Here is a 19,856-nt window from a genome sequence, read left to right on the forward strand (position 1 = left end):
TTGGGACTTTCTTATAAAAGTGCTTTTAGCGCGTTTTCAATGGGACCACGGCTTCCCGGCTCTACTAAGCGATCTCCTACCTCCACACCATTTTTATAAAAAATCAAGGTGGGGATGCGTCTGATAGCTAATTCTTCCTTAAGATCTTCACTCACATCAAAATCCACCTTATAAAAACTCACCCGATCCGCATAATCTTTGGCCAACTGCTCCATAATAGGCTCTATTCTGCGGCAATCCGGACACCAAGAAGCCCCCACATCGATCAAAACAATCCCTTGTTGGATTTTTTGTTGGTAATCTGCGCTTGTGATTGTGTTAATCATCTTATTTCCTTTTAAATTTGACTAATTTGGACTCTCACCTTTTCAATGATCCAATCGGGAGTGGAAGCTCCTGCGCTGATTCCACAAAGCTTTTTACCGCTAAACCACTCTGGATTGAGATCATTAAAATCTTCCACTAAGTAGCTGTCCGAACAAAATTCCTTAGCGATGTGAAAAAGCTGTTTGGTGTTTGAAGAGGTTTTACCCCCCACAATCACCATAATATCCACCTCTTGGCTGAGTTCTCTGACCGCTTCCTGGTTATCAAAGGTGGCGTTGCAGATGGTGTTAAAAATGCGCACTTCCGCACAGCGTGCAATCAAAAAGCTCGCAATCTCTAAGAGTTTGGGGGTTTGCTTGGTGGTTTGGGAGACTAGGGCGATCTTTTTACCCAGCTTTTGAGTCTGCAATTCCTCTAAAGAGTTGACCACTAGAGGGGGTGTGCTCGAATAGCTGATTACCCCCTTGACTTCAGGGTGGTTAGCGTCTCCAAAGATCACAATTTGATACCCCTTTGCGCTCATTTTTTCTACGATCTGCTGGGGTTTGATCACATAGGGACAAGTCGCATCAATGATCTGTGCGCCCTTGTCTTTAAGCTTGGATAGGTCGTTTTTGGGGATTCCATGCGTGCGGATGATGACCTTTTTATGAGGCTCGATCGTGTTCACATCTTCTTGCACGCGCACATTGTAATCTTGTTCTAGGCGCTTGATCTCTTTGGGGTTGTGGATGAGCGAGCCTAAAGTCAGACTGTCTTTATTTTTTTGGGCGATCTCAATGGCGCGCTTCACCCCAAAACAAAAGCCATAATTCTTAGCCATTTTCACTTGCATGCATTTCCTTAAGAGAGGTGATACCTCTTAGAATCTCTATAAAATTGGGAAAAGAAACCCCCATACACGCGCTATTGCGCAAACTCCCCCCACAGGCCAATAACGCCACTGCAAAACTTAAGGCGATGCGGTGATCTCCAAAACTCTCTAGGGGCTCTTGGGGGCGTTTAAGCGAGCTTCCTTGAATGCTAAACCCATCCGCATAAGCTTGGCATGTGATGCCCATCTTGGCTAAATTACTTAGAGTGGTGGCGATGCGATCGCTCTCTTTGACGCGCAACTCTTGGGCGTTTTGTACACGACTCACCCCCTTAGCCACACTCATCGCTACAGCCAAAGCGGGCAATTCATCAATGAGGAAGGGGATATTTTCTTTGATCTCAAGGGCTTTTAAGGGGCGGTGTTTAACATAAATATCTCCCACAGGCTCAATCTGCGTGCTGTGTGGGTGAAACTCCACATGCAAGCCCATTTTTTCTAAAACTTTAAAAGCTTCGATGCGTGTAGGATTGAGCAAAACATTTTTAAGCAACACCGCGCTTTGGGGCACTAAAGCCACCGCTAAGGCAAAATAAAACGCGCTAGAAGGATCAGCAGGGATAGACCACTCAAAACTATCTAAAGGCTGGTTTAGGGGCTCTAAACGGACGCTACGATCTTGTATTTGTATCTTAGCCCCCAAAGCTTTTAGCATGCGTTCGGTGTGATCGCGGCTCAAAGAGGGTTCGCTAAAAATAAGAGGGTCTTTGGCCTGCAGAGTGGCTAGGAGCAACGCGCTTTTGACCTGCGCAGAGGCAATAGGGCTTGTGTATTTCATGCCCTGCAGAGGCGTGCTAAGAATGCTCAAGGGGGCTAGGGTGTGGTTTGCGCGTGCGCGGATTTGTGCGCCCATCACCTGCAAGGGGGTGATCACGCGTCCCATAGGGCGTTTGCTCAAAGAAGAATCGCCCACCAAGATATAATGGTTTTTTTGGAATTGACTGCTAGCGAGCAACCCGCTAAAAAGGCGCATAGTCGTGCCAGAATTGCGGCAATTCAGGGGTTTAGAGGGCTCTTTGAAACATAAAAATTTTTTAGGTGGAGTGAGTTTAAGAGTGTTGGGGGTGCTCTGTTGGACTCTAAGACCCAGAGTTTTAGCCATGTGAAGTGTGCTTAGGCAATCCTGCCCTCTGAGAAAATTTTGCACATAACAAGGGCGTGCGCACAAAAGCGCAAAGATCACGGCGCGATGGCTTAAAGACTTGTCTGCGGGTAGGTGTTCTAAGGTGAGATTAAATTTTGGTGCAGGGGCGATGTGTATCATTTGAGTTTGGCGTTAAAATCACGCTCTAGCGCGCCTAAAGCCTGCTGCGTGATGGCTTGTAATTGGGTATCTGTCAAAGATTCTTGAGATTGGATTTTAAGGCGCAAACTTAAGGCGATCTGCTGGGCATTCTCCGTATAGATGTCTAGGGGGAACACCTCTTTTAAATGGGGAATGCGCGCCTCTAAGAGGCATTGCTTGAGATTAGCAAAGCAACAATTTTTGTCTACAAGAAGGGTCAAATCTCTAAAACTAGTAGGAAGTTTAGAAAACTCTTGAGCCCTGTAGGGCTTTTGGTGCAAGCACGCGCGATCGATCTCAGCAATAAAGCCTTCTAGCAAGTCCTCTTTTTGCACTAATACGGGGTTAATTGCTCCTAGCACTCCAATCTTGCGCCCCTCTTGGATCATCCATGCGCTTTGGTAGGGGTGGTAGGTGGTGGTCAAATAGGAGCGATCTTGTGTGGAAGTGATGGACTCTAGGCTAAAAGCCCCGATCACCTTAGAGAGCGTGTGTGCAAAGTGGTAAAAATCCCAAGCCTGCCCCTTAGGATGGGGGTAGTGGGGGGAAGTTTTAAGCCCGCTGGCTAGAAAAGCTAGACTAGCCCTTTCCTCACGCTCTGTATTATAAATGTTCCCTAGCTCAAAAAGGGTAAGGCTCTTAAAGCCTAAGTTTTTATTGCGCGCATTGGCCTCTAAGAGTCCGGGGATTAGAGAAGTGCGTAGGGTGTTGAAGTCCTGATTGATAGGGTTGAGTAGGTCTAAATTTTCTTGCAAAGTGGGATAACCCAACGCCTTTAATTTTTCTTTATTAGCAAAGAGATAATGCACCACCTCCCTAAAACCTAAGGCTAGGGCTTTTGTAGCCAAATTTCTTTCAAAGCGGTAGCGGCCGTAGTGGGGGTTAGCACTGCTAGTTTCTGCAGTATGCAGGAGGGCTTTAGGGGCGTTGTCAATGCCCACAAAGCGCAAAATCTCCTCGGCGATGTCATGCACGCCCTCAATGTCATGGCGGTAGGGGGGGACATGCAGAGTGAGTGCATCCCCTGCTACTTCCACCCCAAAACCTAGCCCCTCTAAGATTGCGCGCACTTGATCTAAACTAACCTCCATGCCCAAAACTTGGACCACCTCTATAAGGCTGAGTTGAAGGCTTGAAGGAGTCAAGGTGCTCACCGGCGCGCTCACCTGTAGTCTAGCATTAGGGTAAAAACGCGCAAGCACAGAGGCTAGCCACTCTAAGCCTTCTTGCACCTGCGGATTGCTCCCGCGCTGGGTGCGGTGCATAATAGCAGGGGTGCTCTCTTGAGGGTGTTTGTGCAGGCTTTGGCATAAATGGCTGGGTTCTATAAAACTGGCTTCTAGCAAATAGGGGGAGGTTTGGGGGGGAGTGGGGGCATACACCCCAATAGTGGCTAGATTCTTGCCAGCGTGTTGGGTGTGCAAAAAGCCCTGTGTATCTGCGTGGACTTGCAAGGGTACAGACGGGTAAGCCTGCAAAATCACCCCACTAAGATAGGTGCTATATTCTAAAAGATTGGCAATCCAACTCTCTTGCAAATTATGTTGTAAAGCTAGAGTAAGCGCGATCCCTAGGGGTAAAAAGGGCGTGTCCAAATGGAGCACGCCATAACTTAGAGCACAGGGGGGTAGGTTTTGGGGGAGAGTGGGGAGGGCTTCTAGGAGGCTATAAGAGAGTTTTGGGGGAGTTTTTAGGTGCAGTTTATAGAGCGCGCTAAGCTCACGCGCTACACCCAACACACTCAAGCAATCCCCGCGATTGGGCGTGAGAGCGATGTCTAAAAGCGTGCCGGTAAAAAAGGGCAAATCTTTAAGAGGTGTGCCTAGTTTTAAGGGCTGATCTTTATTCAAACTGCTATCTAAAATTAAAATCCCCTCATAGAGCTTAGGCAAACCTAGCTCAACACTAGAGCAGAGCATGCCAAAACTCTGAACACCTCTCAATGTGCTAGGCTGTATGTGTAGATTACAGGCGGGTAAATGTGCTCTCTGCAACGCCAAAGCCACTAACTGCCCCGCCTTGACATTCTTCGCCCCGCAGACAATTTGTAAAATCTCTTTACCATTATCCACTTGGCAGACGCTAAGTTTTTCGGCATTGGGGTGTTTTATGCACTCTAAAATCTTGCCGACCACTACTTGAGCAGGCAGATTAAAAGGTGTTACGCTCTCCACTTCTAGCCCAATACGACTCAAATCTGCGCACAAAGTGGAGACACTGGGCAGTGCGCCCTCTAGGAAATCTTGCAAAATATATGTGTTGAGTAACATCAAAAGGCCTCTAACAATCTCAAATCGGTTTCAAAAAGGCTTCTCAGATCATTGATTTCGCAGGTGAGCATGGCGAGGCGTTCGATCCCCATCCCAAAGGCGTATCCGCTCACTTCCTCCAAACCCGCATGCTTAAAGACATTGGGGTGCACACATCCCGCCCCTAAAATCTCTAGCCAACCGGTGTGTTTGCACACCTTACACCCATCTTGTTTGCAAAACACACAGCTAATATCCACCTCTGCGCTAGGCTCTGTAAAAGGAAAAAAACTAGAGCGCCAGCGCACCTTAATATCTCCAAAGAAATAATGCAAAAAGTCCTCTAAAACTTGTTTAAGGTGTCCAAAATGCACTCTATTCTTAGAATCCACGACTAACCCCTCCACTTGGGAAAACATCGGGGTGTGTGTGGTGTCGTAATCGCGCCTGAAAGTAGGGCCTACACCGATCATTTTAATCGGGGGTTTTTGGGTCTGCATGGCATGGATTTGAGTGGGGGAAGTGTGGGTGCGTAAAAGTTTATGATCTTTGAAATAAAAGGTGTCTTGCATGGCGCGCGCGGGGTGGTAAGCAGGCATATTGAGCGCATCAAAATTATAAAACTCCTCCTCAACCAACGCGCCTAAGTGCAATTTAAAACCCAGTTGGGTGAAATACTCAATGATGCGATCTTTAGTGTAGCTGAGTGGATGACCTAAACTTGCGCTAAGGTGGGTATTGGCTAGAGTGGGGTCGATCTTTTCTGCCTGTAATTTGGCCTCTAACTCTAAATCCTGTAAAACCTGTTTACGCTTCGCGTGGGCGTGGGTGAAAGCTTCCTTAAACCGGTTGAGTTCTTGGGCTTTTTGGGCCTTTTCTTGCCCACTTAAGTTTTTAAGCTGGGCAAACTCTTGGGTAAGGACTCCCTTTTTACCCAAAGCCTGCAGGCGCAAGTCTTCCAATTCTTTGAGGGCAGTTACCCTAGAAATCTGATCTAAAAAAGTGTCTAGTGTTTGCAAAAGATCTACTTAATGTCAATTTTAAAGGTGTGCACATCTTTATTGAGCACAACTTTAATCACGAGTGTTCCGGGTGTGATATGTTTAGGATCGATCACCACGAAGCCTCCTCTAGCCTTGCCATCGGGTTTAAGAGTGGAGCGTCTCAAATAGTTGATGGCCATGATTTTGAAAGCTTGGCGCTCATCTTGCATGATCGCTTGGGTTTGCGCATCATCCATCATCATAAAAGGGATAGAACTCATCACATCGTAAGCTAAAAAACTACCCTGACCATAATAGAACATGGGCGATGCTAGAGGGTCTGTAGAAACAGGAGTAGAGGGCACGGCAATATTGAATTTTTGCAACACAGGATCAAAATCATAACTTGATCGGATCATTTGTTTAAAATTGAGCACCGGGAGATTTGTTTGTCCCTCGTTAACTGTAATGTGGCTACTGTCAAAATCAACTGGATCGCCACCTGTGATCTGCGCTCCCACATAGACCACCAAAGGTGGATTATCCAAACCTTTCAGTTGTTTCTGTGCCACTTCAATTTGCACCTTAGAGCTTGCTTGGTTAGAGGTGAGCACCTGCACCCCATTATTATATTTTGTAACATGTTCAGGAACTACGCTGTATTTCGTGCACCCCGTAGCTACAGCTAACGCTAGGCAAGAAGCAACAACCCATGACCTCATAAAGACTCCTTTAAAGATTAAAACACGAACCGGTTAGCAAAAAAACCATCAGACCCCCCAGTAACCTCTTGCGCGAAGACTCTCTCTAATTGTTCTTTAATGTCATAATAGCTAAAACTTTCTTTAAAACCTTCAATTTTGCCCCCGCTAGCATTTTTATGCCCCCCTCCGTTAAAATATTGTTTACTTATGCTACTCACATCGCATTTGTTGCTGGAACGCAAACTCACATTGCCCCTAAAACTCACATCCATGTAGAAGTCAAATTCCGGATTCTCGCGCAAAAAGAGATTGGCCAACACGCTAATACCCCCCATGTTGTAACTCAAAAACCCCTTTTTGCCATCACACACCACACTGCAAGCCTCCTTTTTTTGCGAGAGCAGGGAGACTTGCGCATTAGATGCGATATTGTCCATTGTCTGGGTATCAGGGTCTCCTCCCAAGGCGATCTTTTTTAGTCTGAAGAGATCGTTATCAAAGGCTACTGCGCCCCTGTCTTGGTGGATATAGGAAGGCACATGGTCTAGCAGGGCGAATTTATAGGCGCGGTGCTCTACATCAAACATGAAGCGGTTGAGCTCATGCGTGCTTGAGATCATGCGCATACACACCTTGCCCAACTCGAACCCAAAACCTTCCTCTTTCCAAATATCAATAGAGTTAATCATCTCTACCATGGGGGTGAGTTTGTCTAGCGCGTCCTCTTGTAAAGGTTTGTAACGCTCCTTTAAGGTCTCAAAGGTGATTTTAGACGCGCTGCGATCCACATCTAAATGATACCAAGAATACGCCTGTGCGGCATCCTGTCCTGTGATGTGGTGATCTAAAAGCAAAATTTCTATCTCTTTGCCCTGTAAGCGTAACGCCTCGCTTTCTTTTTGCAAAAACTCCGCCTCGCCTAAAGTTAAATTTAAATCTGTTACCAAAATCAACGCCTTTTGGGCGCTCTGCTTGTTTAGCGCGCTGATAATTTCCTTAAGCCTCGCGGACACTTCTTTGCCATAATTGGCGTTGTAGTAGGTAATCTGCTCAAAAAAATGACGGCTCACAAACTGGCAACCATAGCCATCTAAATCAATGTGGGATAAATGAAAAACTTGCATGATGTTCCTTAAAAATTAATATTGATCGTGCCTAGCACTTCGTATTTGGCATTGGTGTCTAACTCAGCGTGGCTTAAGACCACAATATCGATCTTAAACTGCTCCATCTTGGTAGAGAGCGGACGGCGCAACTCGGGATCGACAATGAGGATCACCGGAGCGATCCCGCGTTGTAAAATTTTCATAGACTCAGCAGAGATATTTTCAATGAGTTGTTGCATCTCAGTGGCGTTTAAGAGTAAGAATTTCCCGGAGGCTTGGTCTTTGAGTTTGTTTAAGAGAAATTGCTCGGTAGCCGTGCCCAAAGTGAGTAATTTAAGCGTGCCGTCCTCAGATTTAAAAATATTGGTGATCACTCTTGAGAGGCGCGCGCGCACCTGCTCAGTCAAAATAGTGATGTCGTTTTGCACACTAGGGGCGATGTCGGTGATGGTTTCTAAGATCGTCAGCATATCTCTAATGGGAATTTTCTCATGCAGGAGTTCTTGCAAGACGGAGCGAATCACCCCAGTAGGGATTTTCTTAGCCTCCTCAACGATCGCTGGGTAATCATTAGCTAGGCGTTCTAAAAGGGATTTGACCTCATCTTTTGTAATAAACTCCTCGGCGTAATTTTTGACTAACTCGCTGGTATGTGTGGCGATCACGGTAGAGGGGTCAATGATGGTATAGCCTTGAATGATCGCCTCCTCCTTGTCTTTGGGTTCAATCCAAAGTGCGTCCATACCAAAGGCGGGCTCTTTGGTGGGAATACCCTCGATCTCTTTGCCTGCAAAGCCCGTATTCATCGCCAAAAAGCGATCGGGCATCACGCTCCCATCTCCAATACTCACCCCTTTAAGCTTGATTTCATAGTGGGTTGGGGGGAGTTGGAGATTATCTCGAATGCGAATTTGAGGCATTAAAAAGCCGTAATCGCTAGCGATCTTTTTACGAATACCTCGTATGCGCTCGAGCAAATCCCCCCCCTGCTTGACATCGGCTAGGGAGATAAGTTGGTAACCCAAAGCGAGTTCCAAAAACTCAATTTTAAGCACCTCATTAATCGCCTGCTCTTCCTCTTTTTTGATTTCCTCTGCGCTTTTTTGCGGGCGGGTGATGGGGGCTTGTTCTACTTGGGGGGTGGTTTTAGTTGAGAGGTCGACTCCTGTTTTTTTACTCAGCCACTTTTCAAACTTGCTAAAGAGGTTATCCTTGCCCTCGCGCGAAATGAGCCACGCGATGAATAAAAACAAACTCCCTACAAAAGCGAGCGAAAAGGTGGGCAAGCCGGGCACGCTCGCAAAAAGCAACAAGATACAGCCCACAATGACCAAAGTCTTACTTTTATCAGTAAGCTGGGTGATGAGTTTGCTCGCAAAGTTTTCTTCTTCGTGCTGGGTGGTGCGGGTGGCGACAATGCCCGTAGCGGTGGCGATGATGAGCGCAGGAATTTGTCCCACCAAGCCATCTCCAATAGTCAAAATAGTGAAGGTGGAGGCACTATAGCTAATGGTCATGTCCCTTTGAAACACCCCCACCAAAAAGCCCCCGATGATATTAATAAGGGTGATGATGATTGAGGCGATCGCATCGCCCTTTACAAATTTGCTTGCCCCATCCATCGCGCCGTAAAAATCCGCCTCTTGAGTGAGAGCCGCACGGCGTTTTTTGGCCTCATCACTATCAATGAGCCCGGAGTTTAGATCCGCATCGATGGCCATTTGCTTACCGGGCATCGCATCCAAAGCAAAGCGTGCGCGCACCTCAGTTACGCGCGTTGAGCCATTAGTTACAACTAAGAGATTAACCAGCACTAAGATACTAAAGATGATTGTCCCGATTACATAGTTCCCGCTGACCGTGAACTCCCCAAAGGCGCTAATGATGTCGCTCACCGCACTAGGTCCTTTGTAGCCCTCCGTTAAAATCATGCGCGTGGTGGCGACATTGAGCGCGAGGCGATAGAGGGTTACAATGAGCAAAAGCGTAGGAAAAGCACTAAAGTCGGTGGGCTTGGTGATATAAAGCCCAATTAAAATAATGAGCACAGAGAGGGCGATAGAAATGGTGAGCAAAAAATCCAATAAAAAGGGAGGTAGGGGCACGATGATGATCCCCAAAATGGCGATCACAAAAGCGACTACGGTCAAGTCTTTAGAGCGAGTCAGTTCCCTAAAAAAAGGAAAGGTCTTTTTCAAAAGACCCTTTTGTTTGTCACGCGCCACTCTACTCCTTGCTCACAAATTCGCGCTATTTTACAACTTTTCGTGTAAATTTTGACTTTTTAGGCTATAATGCCCGCTTATCTAATTCCTATAGGAGGTCTCCATGGCTTTAAATACGGAGAAAAAACAAGAAATTATTAGGCAGTTTGCCCGTCAGGAAAACGACACGGGTTCGTGTGAAGTGCAGATCGCGCTTTTGAGTCGCAGGATTGCGGATTTGACCACCCATCTAAAGAATAATCCCAAAGATCATTCTAGTCGTCTGGGGCTTCTTAAATTAGTGGGGCATCGAAAAAATCTTCTTAAATACCTCAAGAAAACTCACCATGATCGTTATATGGAGCTTATCGGAGCCCTAGGCATCAAAAATCGTTAATGTCTTGGGTTTCTCAAACCTTCAACTTTCTCTTCGCTTTATTCTTTTTGCTCTCTTTTAAGAGGGCGAGTGCTCACACGCTGATCATTGTGCTTGTGCTCAGCGCGCTTGCCTACTATTTCACCTACAGACCTCCCTTAAAACTTTCTAGGGGTCTTAGGTGGTTAATAGTTGCATGTGTTCTAATGTTCTTAAGTGTGTTGCCCCCCCTCTTTATAGAAAGCGATCTAGCAAGCTGGCGTTACAATTTGCCCACTTTGGAAATGCCCTTGATCTATATTTTTGGGGCGGTCATTTTGGTGTGTTTGAGTGGGGCTAATCTAAATCTCAAACAAACATGGATTTTTAAAAGCATGGCGATCGCTTGCACGCTCAATGGAAGCATCGCCCTGATCCAAAGAATTTTTTTAAACATAGGGCGGGTCAGTGGTTGGAGTAGCATCATGGCTTTTGTCGTGCTCACCAGCATCGCCATTTTTGGGTGCTATATCTACGCGCTTTATTCTAAAGAACGGCGTGAAAAGATACTATTTAGTGTAGCCCTCTTGTTAGGTTTTGTGGTCGTGCTTTTCAGCGGAACCCGCACAGCAATGGTTGCCTTTTTTGTCGGCTTTGTCTTCCTTTCTGTATTGGTATTGTATGTCCAGAAGTCTTTACGCGCTCTGACCTACATGTTAGTCATTGTTGCAGGTTTTGCTAGTTTGTTTGCCCTTGATCATTTCCTAGAAAAACGAGGGGTTTTACAAACCGCTAGGTCAACCACCGACTCGTTCACCCACGATCTCAAACTCTATGCTCAAAAGGACCCTGACACTAGCACCGGCCTGCGTTTGGCGCGCTGGAAAGTCGCGTTTGCCATCATGCGTCTTTCGCCTATTTTTGGCATGAGTTCAAGCACCAAGTGTAAGCGACTATCTGAGATTTTAGCTTTGGCGCATTCCTATAGAAAAGCAGAGGATATTAATTGTGCTGAAAGATATGAGAATGAAATTCTTAATACTTTGGCTAGTCGAGGTTTGGTAGGTTTGGGGGTGCTTTTTTTGTTTTGGGCGGTGGTGTGGCTTTTCTTTTGGCGGCGGCTTAGCATCAATCCTCAAGTTTCTTTGCTTGTGTTGAGCATGTTGGTTTTCTATCTAGTGTTTGCTATGGGGTTTGATCCCTTTTCCTTTTTTACTGAGGGAAGTTTTTTTATGGGCATTGTGGCTCTGGGTGTCATAGCTACGCAATCTACCAAGCCACAACGCGCCTAATTAGTGATTTTCTCCCCTTAAAGACTGTTCTAAATCTCTTAAAAAGCGGATTTCAAAAATCTTCTCTTTTGTATCTAGCAAAGTGATTCTACCCCCATGCGCTTCTACAACTTGCAAAGAGAGAGCCAGCCCTAAGCCATTGCCCTTTAGTTTAGTGGTTTCAAAGGGTTCAAAAAGAAGTTCTTTATCCATCACTTCTTTACCATCATCTTGGATATGGCATACAATCCACTCCCCCTCTTCAAAAATCCGCACCTCAATCACCCCCTCATCTTGAGCCCCCTCTTCAATGGCATCAATGGCGTTATAAAGGAAATTTTGCAAGGCGATACTCAGTAAGCTCAGGTCGTAGTGCGCGCTGATGGGGGCGATCTGCGTTTTTAGGGCGATCTCTTTAGTGTAGGTGTATTGATTGAGCGCTTCTGTGATCTCATCTTCGAGCAAGCTTAGACTTTGAAGCACTTTGTTCGCGTGCACGCCTTTAGAAAAGAGCAAAGTGGCCTTGATGATACGCTCCACACGCCAAAGAGATTTCTGCAATTCAAAGACAATGGGCTGTATTTTTGGGTCTACTTTTTTGAGCAAGATTGAAGTGAGCAGAGAAATAGAGCCTACAGGGTTGCGGATTTCATGGGCCAAATGCGCAGAAATCTTGCCCATAGAAACCAATCTCTCTTGGCGTTTTTGCTTGGTAATATCTGTGGCGGTGATGATCTCCTTGCCCTGTATCTTATTATGCTGAAAAAGGTAGTTTTTACCCTCGTGTTCGATTTCTGTATTGAAATCCAACGCCCGCGCTTTTTCAAAGATATCCTGATTTTCTAAAGCCTTACTATTCTTATAAAAAAAACTCTTATTTTCATTGAGCACCCAAATGGCTTGGGGCAGAATCTCAATCACCCACTCATAAAGAGCTTTATAATCTTTAAACTCTTTTTCAACGCGATAACTCTGCAAAATAAACTCATTGAGCAAAGCCAAGAGCTCTTGACGATCCCCGATCTTGTGTAAAATCCCCTCTTCTTCATGGTTGTCAGACGCCACTCTCAACCTTTCTTCTGTTCTTCTTGTGCCTTGAGAAAATTAAAAAGAAGCTCGCTATAACCAAAGTGCCCGCTGAGTTGGTTAGACAAAGAATCTTTATACATCGATTCGTAAATCTCACTCCCAGCCTGTTTAGGGTAGAGAGGGTTGTCTAATTTTAAAGCGGTATCGAGCATAAATTTGAGCAACAAAGACTCAAAGGCATCGGTTTGCTCCTTAAGCTTGCTATCATCACCTTTTAACTTTTTAGCATCGAGTTTATTAGCTAGGTAGCTGTTGTAAATATCTAGGTTATTTTTAATCATATGACCTCCATTTCTGCACTGATGGCCCCCCCTTTTTTCATTGCCTCTAAGATGGAGACAATCCCCTTAGGACTCACCCCGATTTTTTGCAAGGCTTTGACCACGCTTGCAATGGTCGCTTTCGGTGTGCTTAGAATGTTTTCTTTGGTATCAAACATGGTTTTAGGCCCTAGTTTCTGAATATCCTTTTTAGCCTTGCCCTTTTTGGGTTCTAAAAGCTCATTGGTGATCTTAATCGTAACATCCCCACTGGTTACCACCACCGGATGCACCACAATGTCCACCCCAGCAACCACAGTGCCAGATTTTTCATCAATGATAATCTTATTTTGATGGCTGTAATTGATATTCACCTCTTGAATCAAGGCTAAAAACTCCACCATCGTAAGGTTTGTGGGTTTCTTAAGCTTGATAGTTTTGGGATCGATAGCTAGGGCGACTTTTTCCTTAAAGACCTTATTGAGCGTTTCTTGGATTTTAATCGCATTTTTAAAATTGGGTTTTTTAAGGCTCAAAGTCATGCCATTTTTGTTATAAAGATCGTAGGAAACTTCCCGTTCAATGGTCGCTCCGTTGATGACAGTGCCTGAGAGTTGGTTAGCAGAGTTGCCCAAACTTACACTGCCTTGAGCAATAGCATAAATGTTTCCATCAATGGCTGTCAGGGGTGTCATCACCAAGACCCCATGATTGATAGATTTAGCATCCCCTATAGAAGAGATTTGGATGTCAATTTTATCTCCCTGCCGTGCAAAAGAGGGCAAGGAAGCGGTGATCATCACCGCAGCCACATTCTTAGAAGCGATGTCATTAGGCGAAACCTTAACATTCACGCTCTCTAGCATATTGGCGATAGATTGCATCGTAAATTTAGAGCCGGATTTATCCCCCGTGCCATTCAAGCCAATCACAAGCCCATAGCCCACCAGCTGGTTATCGCGCACACCCACAATATTAGCAATATCTTCAATCTTTTCTGCTCGCAGACTCCCTAGACAGAACACAAACACCAAGAAGTATTTTAAACATTCCATGCCAAACATTCTAACTAAACTTACTTAATCTTTTTTCCACGCGATATAACCCCATAATCCTAAAGAAATCCCGGCCATCACTAGGCTTAAAATTTGCCCCATGCTCAAATGCCAAAAATAATACCCCATTTGCACATCTGCCTCGCGGTAATACTCAGAGACAAAGCGCGCGAGCGAATACCCCAAACCATAGACAACCATAAGCATGCCCGGAGCAGAAGTAAATCTTTTAGCCACCATCACCACAAAAAAGAGCACCAACCCCTCTAAAAAAGCCTCGATGAGTTGGCTAGGGTAGCGCAAAACCCCATCGACTAAAATTCCAATCTTTTGTCCAAAAGCATCGCCTTGAGGAACAACGCGCCCAAAGAGTTCTTGATTGAGAAAATTGCCAATGCGCCCAAAGACATAGCCCAGTGGTAAGGAAATGGCGATAAGATCGAGATAAATCAAAAAGTTTTGTTGTTTGATCTTGCTAAAAAGCAGAGAGGCGATTAAAAACCCCACCAAACCCCCATGGTAACTCATTCCGCGAATCCCTACAAATTCTCCCTCATAAAAGGGGTTAAAAATTTGCCAAGGGGCTTTGAGGTAGTAAAGGGTATTGGGATCATAAACTAAGATATAACCCAGCCGCGCCCCCAAAATCACGCCCACCTCTGCATAGAGAAAATAACTCTCAAAAAGAGACCTAGAGATAGGAAAACGCACGGGGTCTTTTTTGATAGCGCGCAGAGCCACAAAAAAAGCTATGAGTAAGGCACTCACATAGGCGATTCCATACCAATGGACATTGATTCCAAAGAGACTAAAGGCAATCGGGCTAAAATGGCTATAAATGGTGTTCCAAAAACTCAAGGGGTTAACTCCTCTTCAAAGTAAAATGGGAGCGGGGCTTGTATGTAGTGGTCTAAAATCTTTAAGCGGTGGGCGTGCAAGAAAAAGTATTGATGAGACCTGCCCCCATAGAGCACATCCCCTACAATGGGACAACCCAGTGCGCTCAAATGCGCGCGGATTTGGTGCGTGATCCCGGTTGTAATCACCACTTTAAGCAAGGTTTTATTTTTGTATTGCTTAAGGGGAGTGATTTTCGTGCAAGCAGGGCGACCAGCAGGATCGAGCAAGGTTTTTACAAAGCCTTTAGCATCCTCTATGTGGCTCTTTTGCACTCTTAAGGGCATGCGCAGAGTTTGGGGCTTTTTAATCACACCCTGCACTAAAGCGATGTATTCTTTATACACAGCTCTTTTTTTAAAGGCTTCTAAACCTTGCGCGTGGGCGTGGTTCTGGGCTAGGGCGAGCACTCCGGTTGTGGGCAAATCTAGGCGGTGTAAAAGTTTGTAGGGGGGGTGTTGTTTTTCTAAAGCGTAGCTATTCACTCCAGCAGGCTTATTTAAAAATAACCAATCTGTCTCTTGATAAAGAATTTGTGCTTTAGAGTTTTGCACCTCAAATTTGCTCTGCAGAGGGCATAACTGGCGCGCGAGTGTGAGTTTACGCCCCCCTAAACACACACGCCCTAAATCAATGAGTTTTTGCGCCTGCTTGTGTGAAATGCCCATTTGTGCGCTGAGAAGCTTATAGGCTGCTTGCATAAATTGCCTTGCTCAGTGTTTGGATCGAATGCCCTTGTTGGTCAATGTAGCTAGGGACAAGCTGATCGGCGCACTTCAAAGTTTCTTTTAAGGCGTTTTGCTCGATCAAAACATAATTTTGCACACAAGCAAAAAGGGCTTGTTGGTTAAAAATGTGCTTGCCACTGATGAGTTTGGTGTGAAAAAAGGCAGGCTCAAGCGGGTTATGCCCCCCCACAGGGACAAAAGACCCCCCCAAGATCACCACATCAGCGATGGCATAAAAATCATTGAGCACCCCTAGCGCGTCTACAAGTAGAATCTGCTTGCTCCAAGTAACCCCTTCTTGCGAGAATGTCATAAAATCAAGATGTTGGCTTTCCAAGAGTTCTTTAACTTTTAAAAAACGCTCAGGGTGGCGCGGAACAATAGCCAAAAAAGCCGCAGTTTGCAGGGCAAGAAAAGCCTTTAAAATAAGAGCCTCTTCGCCCGGGTGTGTACTGGCAGCTAAAAATAGGGGTTTGGGGGGCTTTGGATGGTGCGTGGTGATTTTGGGGGTGTTGAAAAGCTTGAGATTGGGGAAAATTTCAAGGTGTCGCGCACCCAGTGAGCGTAATCTCTCTAAATCTTGGGGGGTTTGGGCGTAGATCCTATCTATCTGCTTGAAGAGTTGGGTGTAAAAAGCCCTAAAGCGTTGGTAACGCCCATAGGAGCGTGTGGAAATGCGCGCATTGAGCAAGAAAGTTTGTGCCCCCACTTGTTTAGCTAGACTAAACACTTGATACCATAACTCCGCCTCAGTAACCACAAGACTTTGCAAGTGATCTAAATCCTTGCGCCAAAGCCATAATAAAGTTTCAAAAAGCAAAAAACGCACTTGGATATGGGGGTTATTGGCATAAGTGCTACAGGCAAGATTGTAGCCGGTTTGGGTGGTGGTGGTGAGTAAAATGGGGGTGTTGTTAAAGAGGGCTAGTAGAGGTTCTAAAGATTTGATTTCACCAAAAGAGCAGGCATGAAACCACAAAATGGGCTTAAAATCCAACGCATGCCCTTTGGCAAAAAAACGCGCTGTTAAAGAGTATTTGTATTTGGCGCGCAAGCGCAAAAGCGCGATGAGGGGCAAAGCAAGCACATGGGCGATGCACAACACGCCCAAATAGATTTTATTGAGAATTAGTGCTCACTTCGCGATTGGCATAAAGAATGCGCCCACAATGTGGGCAAGTCAAAATGTCTTGACTGCGCAAAATTTCGGCGTAAGTTTTATCATTGATGCGGATAAAACAACCTCCGCAGGCTTGCTTGCGCACCTGCACCACACAGGTATTGCCTGCCCAACGGCGAATCCTCTCGTAAAAAGCGATGAGTTTGCGATCCATTTTTAAAACCAAAATTTGCTTGTTTTGAAAAATCTCTTGCTGTTGCGCCTTAATAGTTGCGGTGTCTTCCTCTACGCGTTGCTCAAGCGCGCTAATCTGCTCTGCTAATTTTTCTAAATCTTCTTGTAGGGTCGCCTGTAATCTATTTTTATGCGCGATCTCATTTTCTAGCCGCTCGATTTCCTTATTAGCTTGGTTGGCCCGCTCTTTAGTGATGTCTTCTTCAATGCTCAAAGAGCGCAATTCGCGCTCAGATTTGATTTGAGCGATCTTTTTTTGAATACTATCAATCTTGGCGTTGATTTCATGGAGAGTTTGCTCATTTTTGCTAATTTGGAGCTTTAAGCCTCCCTTTTCTTCTTCAAGAGCACTATACTCGGCTTGTTGTTTTTGGCGTTGGGCGAGGGCCTTATCTAAATCCGTGCGTTTGGCTTGAATCTGTGGCTCTAAAGCCTCGATATCTTTATCTAAATGCGAAATCTCAATAAGTTGCTTGAGGTGTGCGTTCATGCCATGCCTTTAAAATGGAAGGGGTTTTTGCAATCGTGCAGTCTAACATGCTTTGCCTGAGTTTGCAACCAAGTTGCTAGCAGAGAGTGCAACAAGGGCACAAAATATTTTTCACTCTCATAATGCCCTACATCAATCACACTCACGCCCATGCTCTTTGCTGCCATCGCGTCATGGTGCTTGACATCTCCGGTAATCAGACAAAGACCTTTGGGGATATGAGCTAAATCCTGCAAATAAGACGCGCCCGCTCCACACACGATCGCTATATGTTCGATGTTATGCTCCGCGCACACATAACGCACATAGGGGAGCTGTAGTCTCTCTTGAATGTGCTCGAGCAAATTCTCTAATTTAGTAGGTGTGATCGCGCCCACTAGAGCAAAGCCCTCTGACTTAAGGTTTTCAAAACCTAGCAAATTAGCAAAATGGGCGTTGAGGTGGGTTATATCAAAATTAGTATGAAGAGCGATGAGCGCACAAGACTTTTGAATAAGAGGGGTGGCGATGTTATAGGGGTAGAGAGTGGGGTTAAAGTTCTTGCTTGCCTTGAAAAATAGGGGGTGGTGGGCAAGAATGCAGGTTTTGGGGGGGACCTCTAGGGCGAGCTCTAAGGTGGCTTCTAAGCTGATCACCACCTGATCAAAGGGCGCGCTCAAATGCCCTAGATTGATCCCGCTATTATCCCATGGGGCTTGCAACTCAAAGGGGGAGAGTTGGTTTAAGAAGTTGAAAAGATGGGCTAGCATGGGAATAGGGGCGCGCTGAAATCCCCATTTAAGCGCTCTTGTCTTTGATCTTCTTGGGACTTATAGAGAGTGGCGCAGGCTTTGGCTAGAGTGCGGATTTTTAAAATAAATTCTTGTCTCTTGGCTACAGAGAGGGCTTTTCTAGCGTCCAAAACATTAAAAAAATGCGTGCTTAAGATCACAAAATCATAGGCGACTAAACTCAAGCCTTGATCTAAACAACGCTGGGCTTCTTGTTGGTTTCTCTCAAAACTCTCAAATAAAAAATCCAAATTGGCATGTTGAAAATGGTAATGGCTAAACTGGTATTCGCTCTCGGTGTGCACTTCTTTATAATAAATGGGTTTGCCCTCTCTATAGCTCCACACAATGTCTAAGACACTTTGAGCCTTTTGTATGTAGGTGGCTAATCTCTCTAACCCATAGGTAATTTCAACTGGGGTCGGGTGGCAGGGCAATCCGCCCACTTGTTGAAAATAAGTAAACTGAGTGATCTCCATGCCATCTAGCCACACCTCCCAGCCCAAGCCCCAAGCTCCCAAAGTGGGCGACTCCCAATTATCCTCCACAAAGCGAATATCATGTTCTCTAAAATCAATCCCTAGCACTTCCAAGCTTTTAAGATAGAGCTCTTGAATATTGAGCGGGCTGGGCTTGATGAGGACTTGGAATTGGTAATAACTGCCTAAGCGGTTAGGGTTTTGGGCATAACGCCCATCGGTAGGGCGGCGTGAGGGGGCGACATAGGCGACACTCCAAGCTTGGCTGTCCAAACTTCTAAGTAGAGTGGCTGGGTGGAAAGTGCCCGCCCCTGCTGGCAAGTCGTAGGGCTGGAGCACTAAAGCCCCCTGATCCTGCCAAAAATCCTGCAATGTTAATAGAATGCGTGAAAAAGTCATGGCAAACCTTTATGATCGTTGTAAAAGTGCCCCCATGCTCTCTAGGGGGTTTTTGCCCTGCAAGAGGGCATAGAGTTCTGTAGCAATGGGGGTATAGATATTTTCTTTAGTGGCGATTTGGAGGATCGCCTCTGTAGTTTTCACCCCCTCAGCCACCTCGCCCAGTTCCTGTAAAATCGCCTCAAGGCTCTGATGTTTAGCAAGCCCTAAACCTACGCGGTAATTCCTAGAGAGCACAGAGTTTGCGCTCAAAAACAGATCGCCCGCCCCTGAGAGTCCTAGAAAGGTTTGTGCCTTGCCTCCAAAATGCGCCCCAAAACGGCACATCTCCACTAACCCCCTAGAGAGTAAGGAAGCCTTAGCACTCTGTCCTAACTCCAAGCCATCACACACTCCTGCTGCAATGGCGATCACATTTTTATAAGCCCCAGCGATCTCGCCCCCGATAATGTCTTCTTGGATGTAGGTGCGCATAAAACTAGGGAAAATCTTGGCATAGGTTTGTGCTAACTCTGCATTTGTGGAGTGCAGGGCTAGCGCGCATGGCAGGCTTGCGCTCACATCCTTAGCAAAACTAGGACCAGCTAGAAAACAAAGATTTTCAGAGGGTAGAAAACTTTGAGCAATGTCGCTCACAAAAGCCCCCCCAAGCTCAATCCCCTTACACGCCATTAAAACCCGCGTGTTAGAGGGGAGCTTAGTTTGCTCAAACCAAGCGCGCAGGTGTTGCACGCTAATAGCTACCACACACAAAGAGGCTTGAAGAGCTTCTTGCAGATCGCATTGTGTGATGAGAGAATGCCCCTTAAGCACTAAATTTTTATTTAAAGGGAGCAAAACCTCGCTTAAATCCCGCCTAGAGACAATTTTAGTCGGGGTTGTGTGCCCAAAGGCAAAAGCTAACGCCCGCCCCCAAGCCCCGCCCCCAAAAACTACAACACTCATGCATGTCCTTTAAAAAGTGCCATTCTAGCATA

At 45.7% G+C, this 19,856-nt stretch carries 20 protein-coding genes; 2 read left to right on the forward strand and 18 right to left on the reverse strand.

The annotated features are described in order from the left end of the window. Nucleotides 1–11: 11 nt before the first annotated feature. From HFELIS_RS04715 to flhA, 8 genes are read right to left on the reverse strand one after another with little or no spacing between them, the layout of a single operon-like run. Nucleotides 12–326: a thioredoxin family protein gene (locus HFELIS_RS04715; protein WP_013469393.1), complete on the reverse strand. Its 315-nt coding sequence runs from the start codon at nucleotides 324–326 to the stop codon at nucleotides 12–14. An 11-nt stretch (nucleotides 327–337) separates the two neighbouring features. After that, complete coding sequence (locus HFELIS_RS04720) at nucleotides 338–1,162, reverse strand: 4-hydroxy-3-methylbut-2-enyl diphosphate reductase (protein WP_013469394.1); 825 nt, start codon at nucleotides 1,160–1,162, stop codon at nucleotides 338–340. Then, nucleotides 1,143–2,465 (reverse strand): 3-phosphoshikimate 1-carboxyvinyltransferase, encoded by a 1,323-nt coding sequence (gene aroA / locus HFELIS_RS04725; RefSeq protein WP_013469395.1) that lies wholly within the window; start codon nucleotides 2,463–2,465, stop codon nucleotides 1,143–1,145. The genes HFELIS_RS04720 and aroA overlap by 20 nt, the downstream gene beginning before the upstream one ends. Then, nucleotides 2,462–4,756 carry a YtpR family tRNA-binding protein gene (gene ytpR / locus HFELIS_RS04730; RefSeq protein ID WP_013469396.1) on the reverse strand — a complete coding sequence of 765 codons (2,295 nt, stop codon included), beginning with the start codon at nucleotides 4,754–4,756 and terminating at the stop codon, nucleotides 2,462–2,464. The genes aroA and ytpR overlap by 4 nt, the downstream gene beginning before the upstream one ends. Further along, the gene (gene pheS, locus HFELIS_RS04735; RefSeq protein ID WP_013469397.1) at nucleotides 4,756–5,754 is read right to left on the reverse strand and encodes a phenylalanine--tRNA ligase subunit alpha; all 999 of its coding nucleotides are present in this window, start codon (nucleotides 5,752–5,754) and stop codon (nucleotides 4,756–4,758) included. Before pheS ends, ytpR begins: the two co-directional genes overlap by 1 nt. A 5-nt stretch (nucleotides 5,755–5,759) precedes the next feature. Then, a complete protein-coding gene (locus HFELIS_RS04740; RefSeq protein WP_013469398.1) occupies nucleotides 5,760–6,440 on the reverse strand; it encodes a hypothetical protein in 681 nt (226 codons plus the stop codon). Nucleotides 6,441–6,457: 17 nt separating this feature from the next. Further along, complete coding sequence (locus HFELIS_RS04745; RefSeq protein ID WP_013469399.1) at nucleotides 6,458–7,546, reverse strand: DHH family phosphoesterase; 1,089 nt, start codon at nucleotides 7,544–7,546, stop codon at nucleotides 6,458–6,460. An 8-nt stretch (nucleotides 7,547–7,554) separates the two neighbouring features. Beyond that, a complete protein-coding gene (gene flhA / locus HFELIS_RS04750; protein WP_013469400.1) occupies nucleotides 7,555–9,753 on the reverse strand; it encodes a flagellar biosynthesis protein FlhA in 2,199 nt (732 codons plus the stop codon). Between the two features lie 103 nt (nucleotides 9,754–9,856). Between flhA and rpsO the strand changes: the two genes are divergently transcribed. Then, entirely contained in the window at nucleotides 9,857–10,129 is a 273-nt protein-coding gene (rpsO, locus tag HFELIS_RS04755) for a 30S ribosomal protein S15 (RefSeq protein WP_013469401.1), read from the forward strand. A gap of 185 nt (nucleotides 10,130–10,314) precedes the next feature. Continuing rightward, nucleotides 10,315–11,379, forward strand: coding sequence for an O-antigen ligase family protein (locus HFELIS_RS04760; RefSeq protein ID WP_231844152.1), 1,065 nt, complete (start codon nucleotides 10,315–10,317; stop codon nucleotides 11,377–11,379). Here HFELIS_RS04760 and HFELIS_RS04765 read toward each other — a convergent pair whose 3' ends face one another. From HFELIS_RS04765 to HFELIS_RS04810, 10 genes are read right to left on the reverse strand one after another with little or no spacing between them, the layout of a single operon-like run. Continuing rightward, the gene (locus tag HFELIS_RS04765) at nucleotides 11,380–12,423 is read right to left on the reverse strand and encodes a sensor histidine kinase (protein ID WP_013469403.1); all 1,044 of its coding nucleotides are present in this window, start codon (nucleotides 12,421–12,423) and stop codon (nucleotides 11,380–11,382) included. A 2-nt stretch (nucleotides 12,424–12,425) separates the two neighbouring features. Beyond that, the gene (locus HFELIS_RS04770; RefSeq protein ID WP_013469404.1) at nucleotides 12,426–12,728 is read right to left on the reverse strand and encodes a hypothetical protein; all 303 of its coding nucleotides are present in this window, start codon (nucleotides 12,726–12,728) and stop codon (nucleotides 12,426–12,428) included. Beyond that, nucleotides 12,725–13,762, reverse strand: a complete 1,038-nt coding sequence (locus HFELIS_RS04775) for a flagellar basal body P-ring protein FlgI (RefSeq protein ID WP_041303220.1) — start codon at nucleotides 13,760–13,762, stop codon at nucleotides 12,725–12,727. The genes HFELIS_RS04770 and HFELIS_RS04775 overlap by 4 nt, the downstream gene beginning before the upstream one ends. A gap of 24 nt (nucleotides 13,763–13,786) precedes the next feature. Beyond that, complete coding sequence (gene lgt, locus HFELIS_RS04780) at nucleotides 13,787–14,620, reverse strand: prolipoprotein diacylglyceryl transferase (protein WP_013469406.1); 834 nt, start codon at nucleotides 14,618–14,620, stop codon at nucleotides 13,787–13,789. Beyond that, entirely contained in the window at nucleotides 14,617–15,360 is a 744-nt protein-coding gene (locus tag HFELIS_RS04785) for an RluA family pseudouridine synthase (RefSeq protein WP_013469407.1), read from the reverse strand. Before HFELIS_RS04785 ends, lgt begins: the two co-directional genes overlap by 4 nt. Continuing rightward, nucleotides 15,344–16,516 carry a lipid IV(A) 3-deoxy-D-manno-octulosonic acid transferase gene (waaA, locus tag HFELIS_RS04790; protein WP_456236129.1) on the reverse strand — a complete coding sequence of 391 codons (1,173 nt, stop codon included), beginning with the start codon at nucleotides 16,514–16,516 and terminating at the stop codon, nucleotides 15,344–15,346. The genes HFELIS_RS04785 and waaA overlap by 17 nt, the downstream gene beginning before the upstream one ends. Next, on the reverse strand, nucleotides 16,506–17,231 hold the full coding sequence (locus HFELIS_RS04795) for a zinc ribbon domain-containing protein (protein WP_013469409.1): 726 nt from the start codon (nucleotides 17,229–17,231) through the stop codon (nucleotides 16,506–16,508). Before HFELIS_RS04795 ends, waaA begins: the two co-directional genes overlap by 11 nt. After that, nucleotides 17,228–17,980: a Nif3-like dinuclear metal center hexameric protein gene (locus tag HFELIS_RS04800; RefSeq protein WP_013469410.1), complete on the reverse strand. Its 753-nt coding sequence runs from the start codon at nucleotides 17,978–17,980 to the stop codon at nucleotides 17,228–17,230. Before HFELIS_RS04800 ends, HFELIS_RS04795 begins: the two co-directional genes overlap by 4 nt. Further along, a complete protein-coding gene (glyQ, locus tag HFELIS_RS04805) occupies nucleotides 17,974–18,879 on the reverse strand; it encodes a glycine--tRNA ligase subunit alpha (protein WP_013469411.1) in 906 nt (301 codons plus the stop codon). The genes HFELIS_RS04800 and glyQ overlap by 7 nt, the downstream gene beginning before the upstream one ends. 9 nt (nucleotides 18,880–18,888) lie before the next feature. Continuing rightward, a complete protein-coding gene (locus HFELIS_RS04810; RefSeq protein WP_013469412.1) occupies nucleotides 18,889–19,824 on the reverse strand; it encodes an NAD(P)H-dependent glycerol-3-phosphate dehydrogenase in 936 nt (311 codons plus the stop codon). Nucleotides 19,825–19,856 lie beyond the last annotated feature (32 nt).

Origin of the sequence: Helicobacter felis ATCC 49179 (assembly GCF_000200595.1) — a bacterium.
GTDB classification, from domain to species: Bacteria; Campylobacterota; Campylobacteria; order Campylobacterales; family Helicobacteraceae; genus Helicobacter; species Helicobacter felis.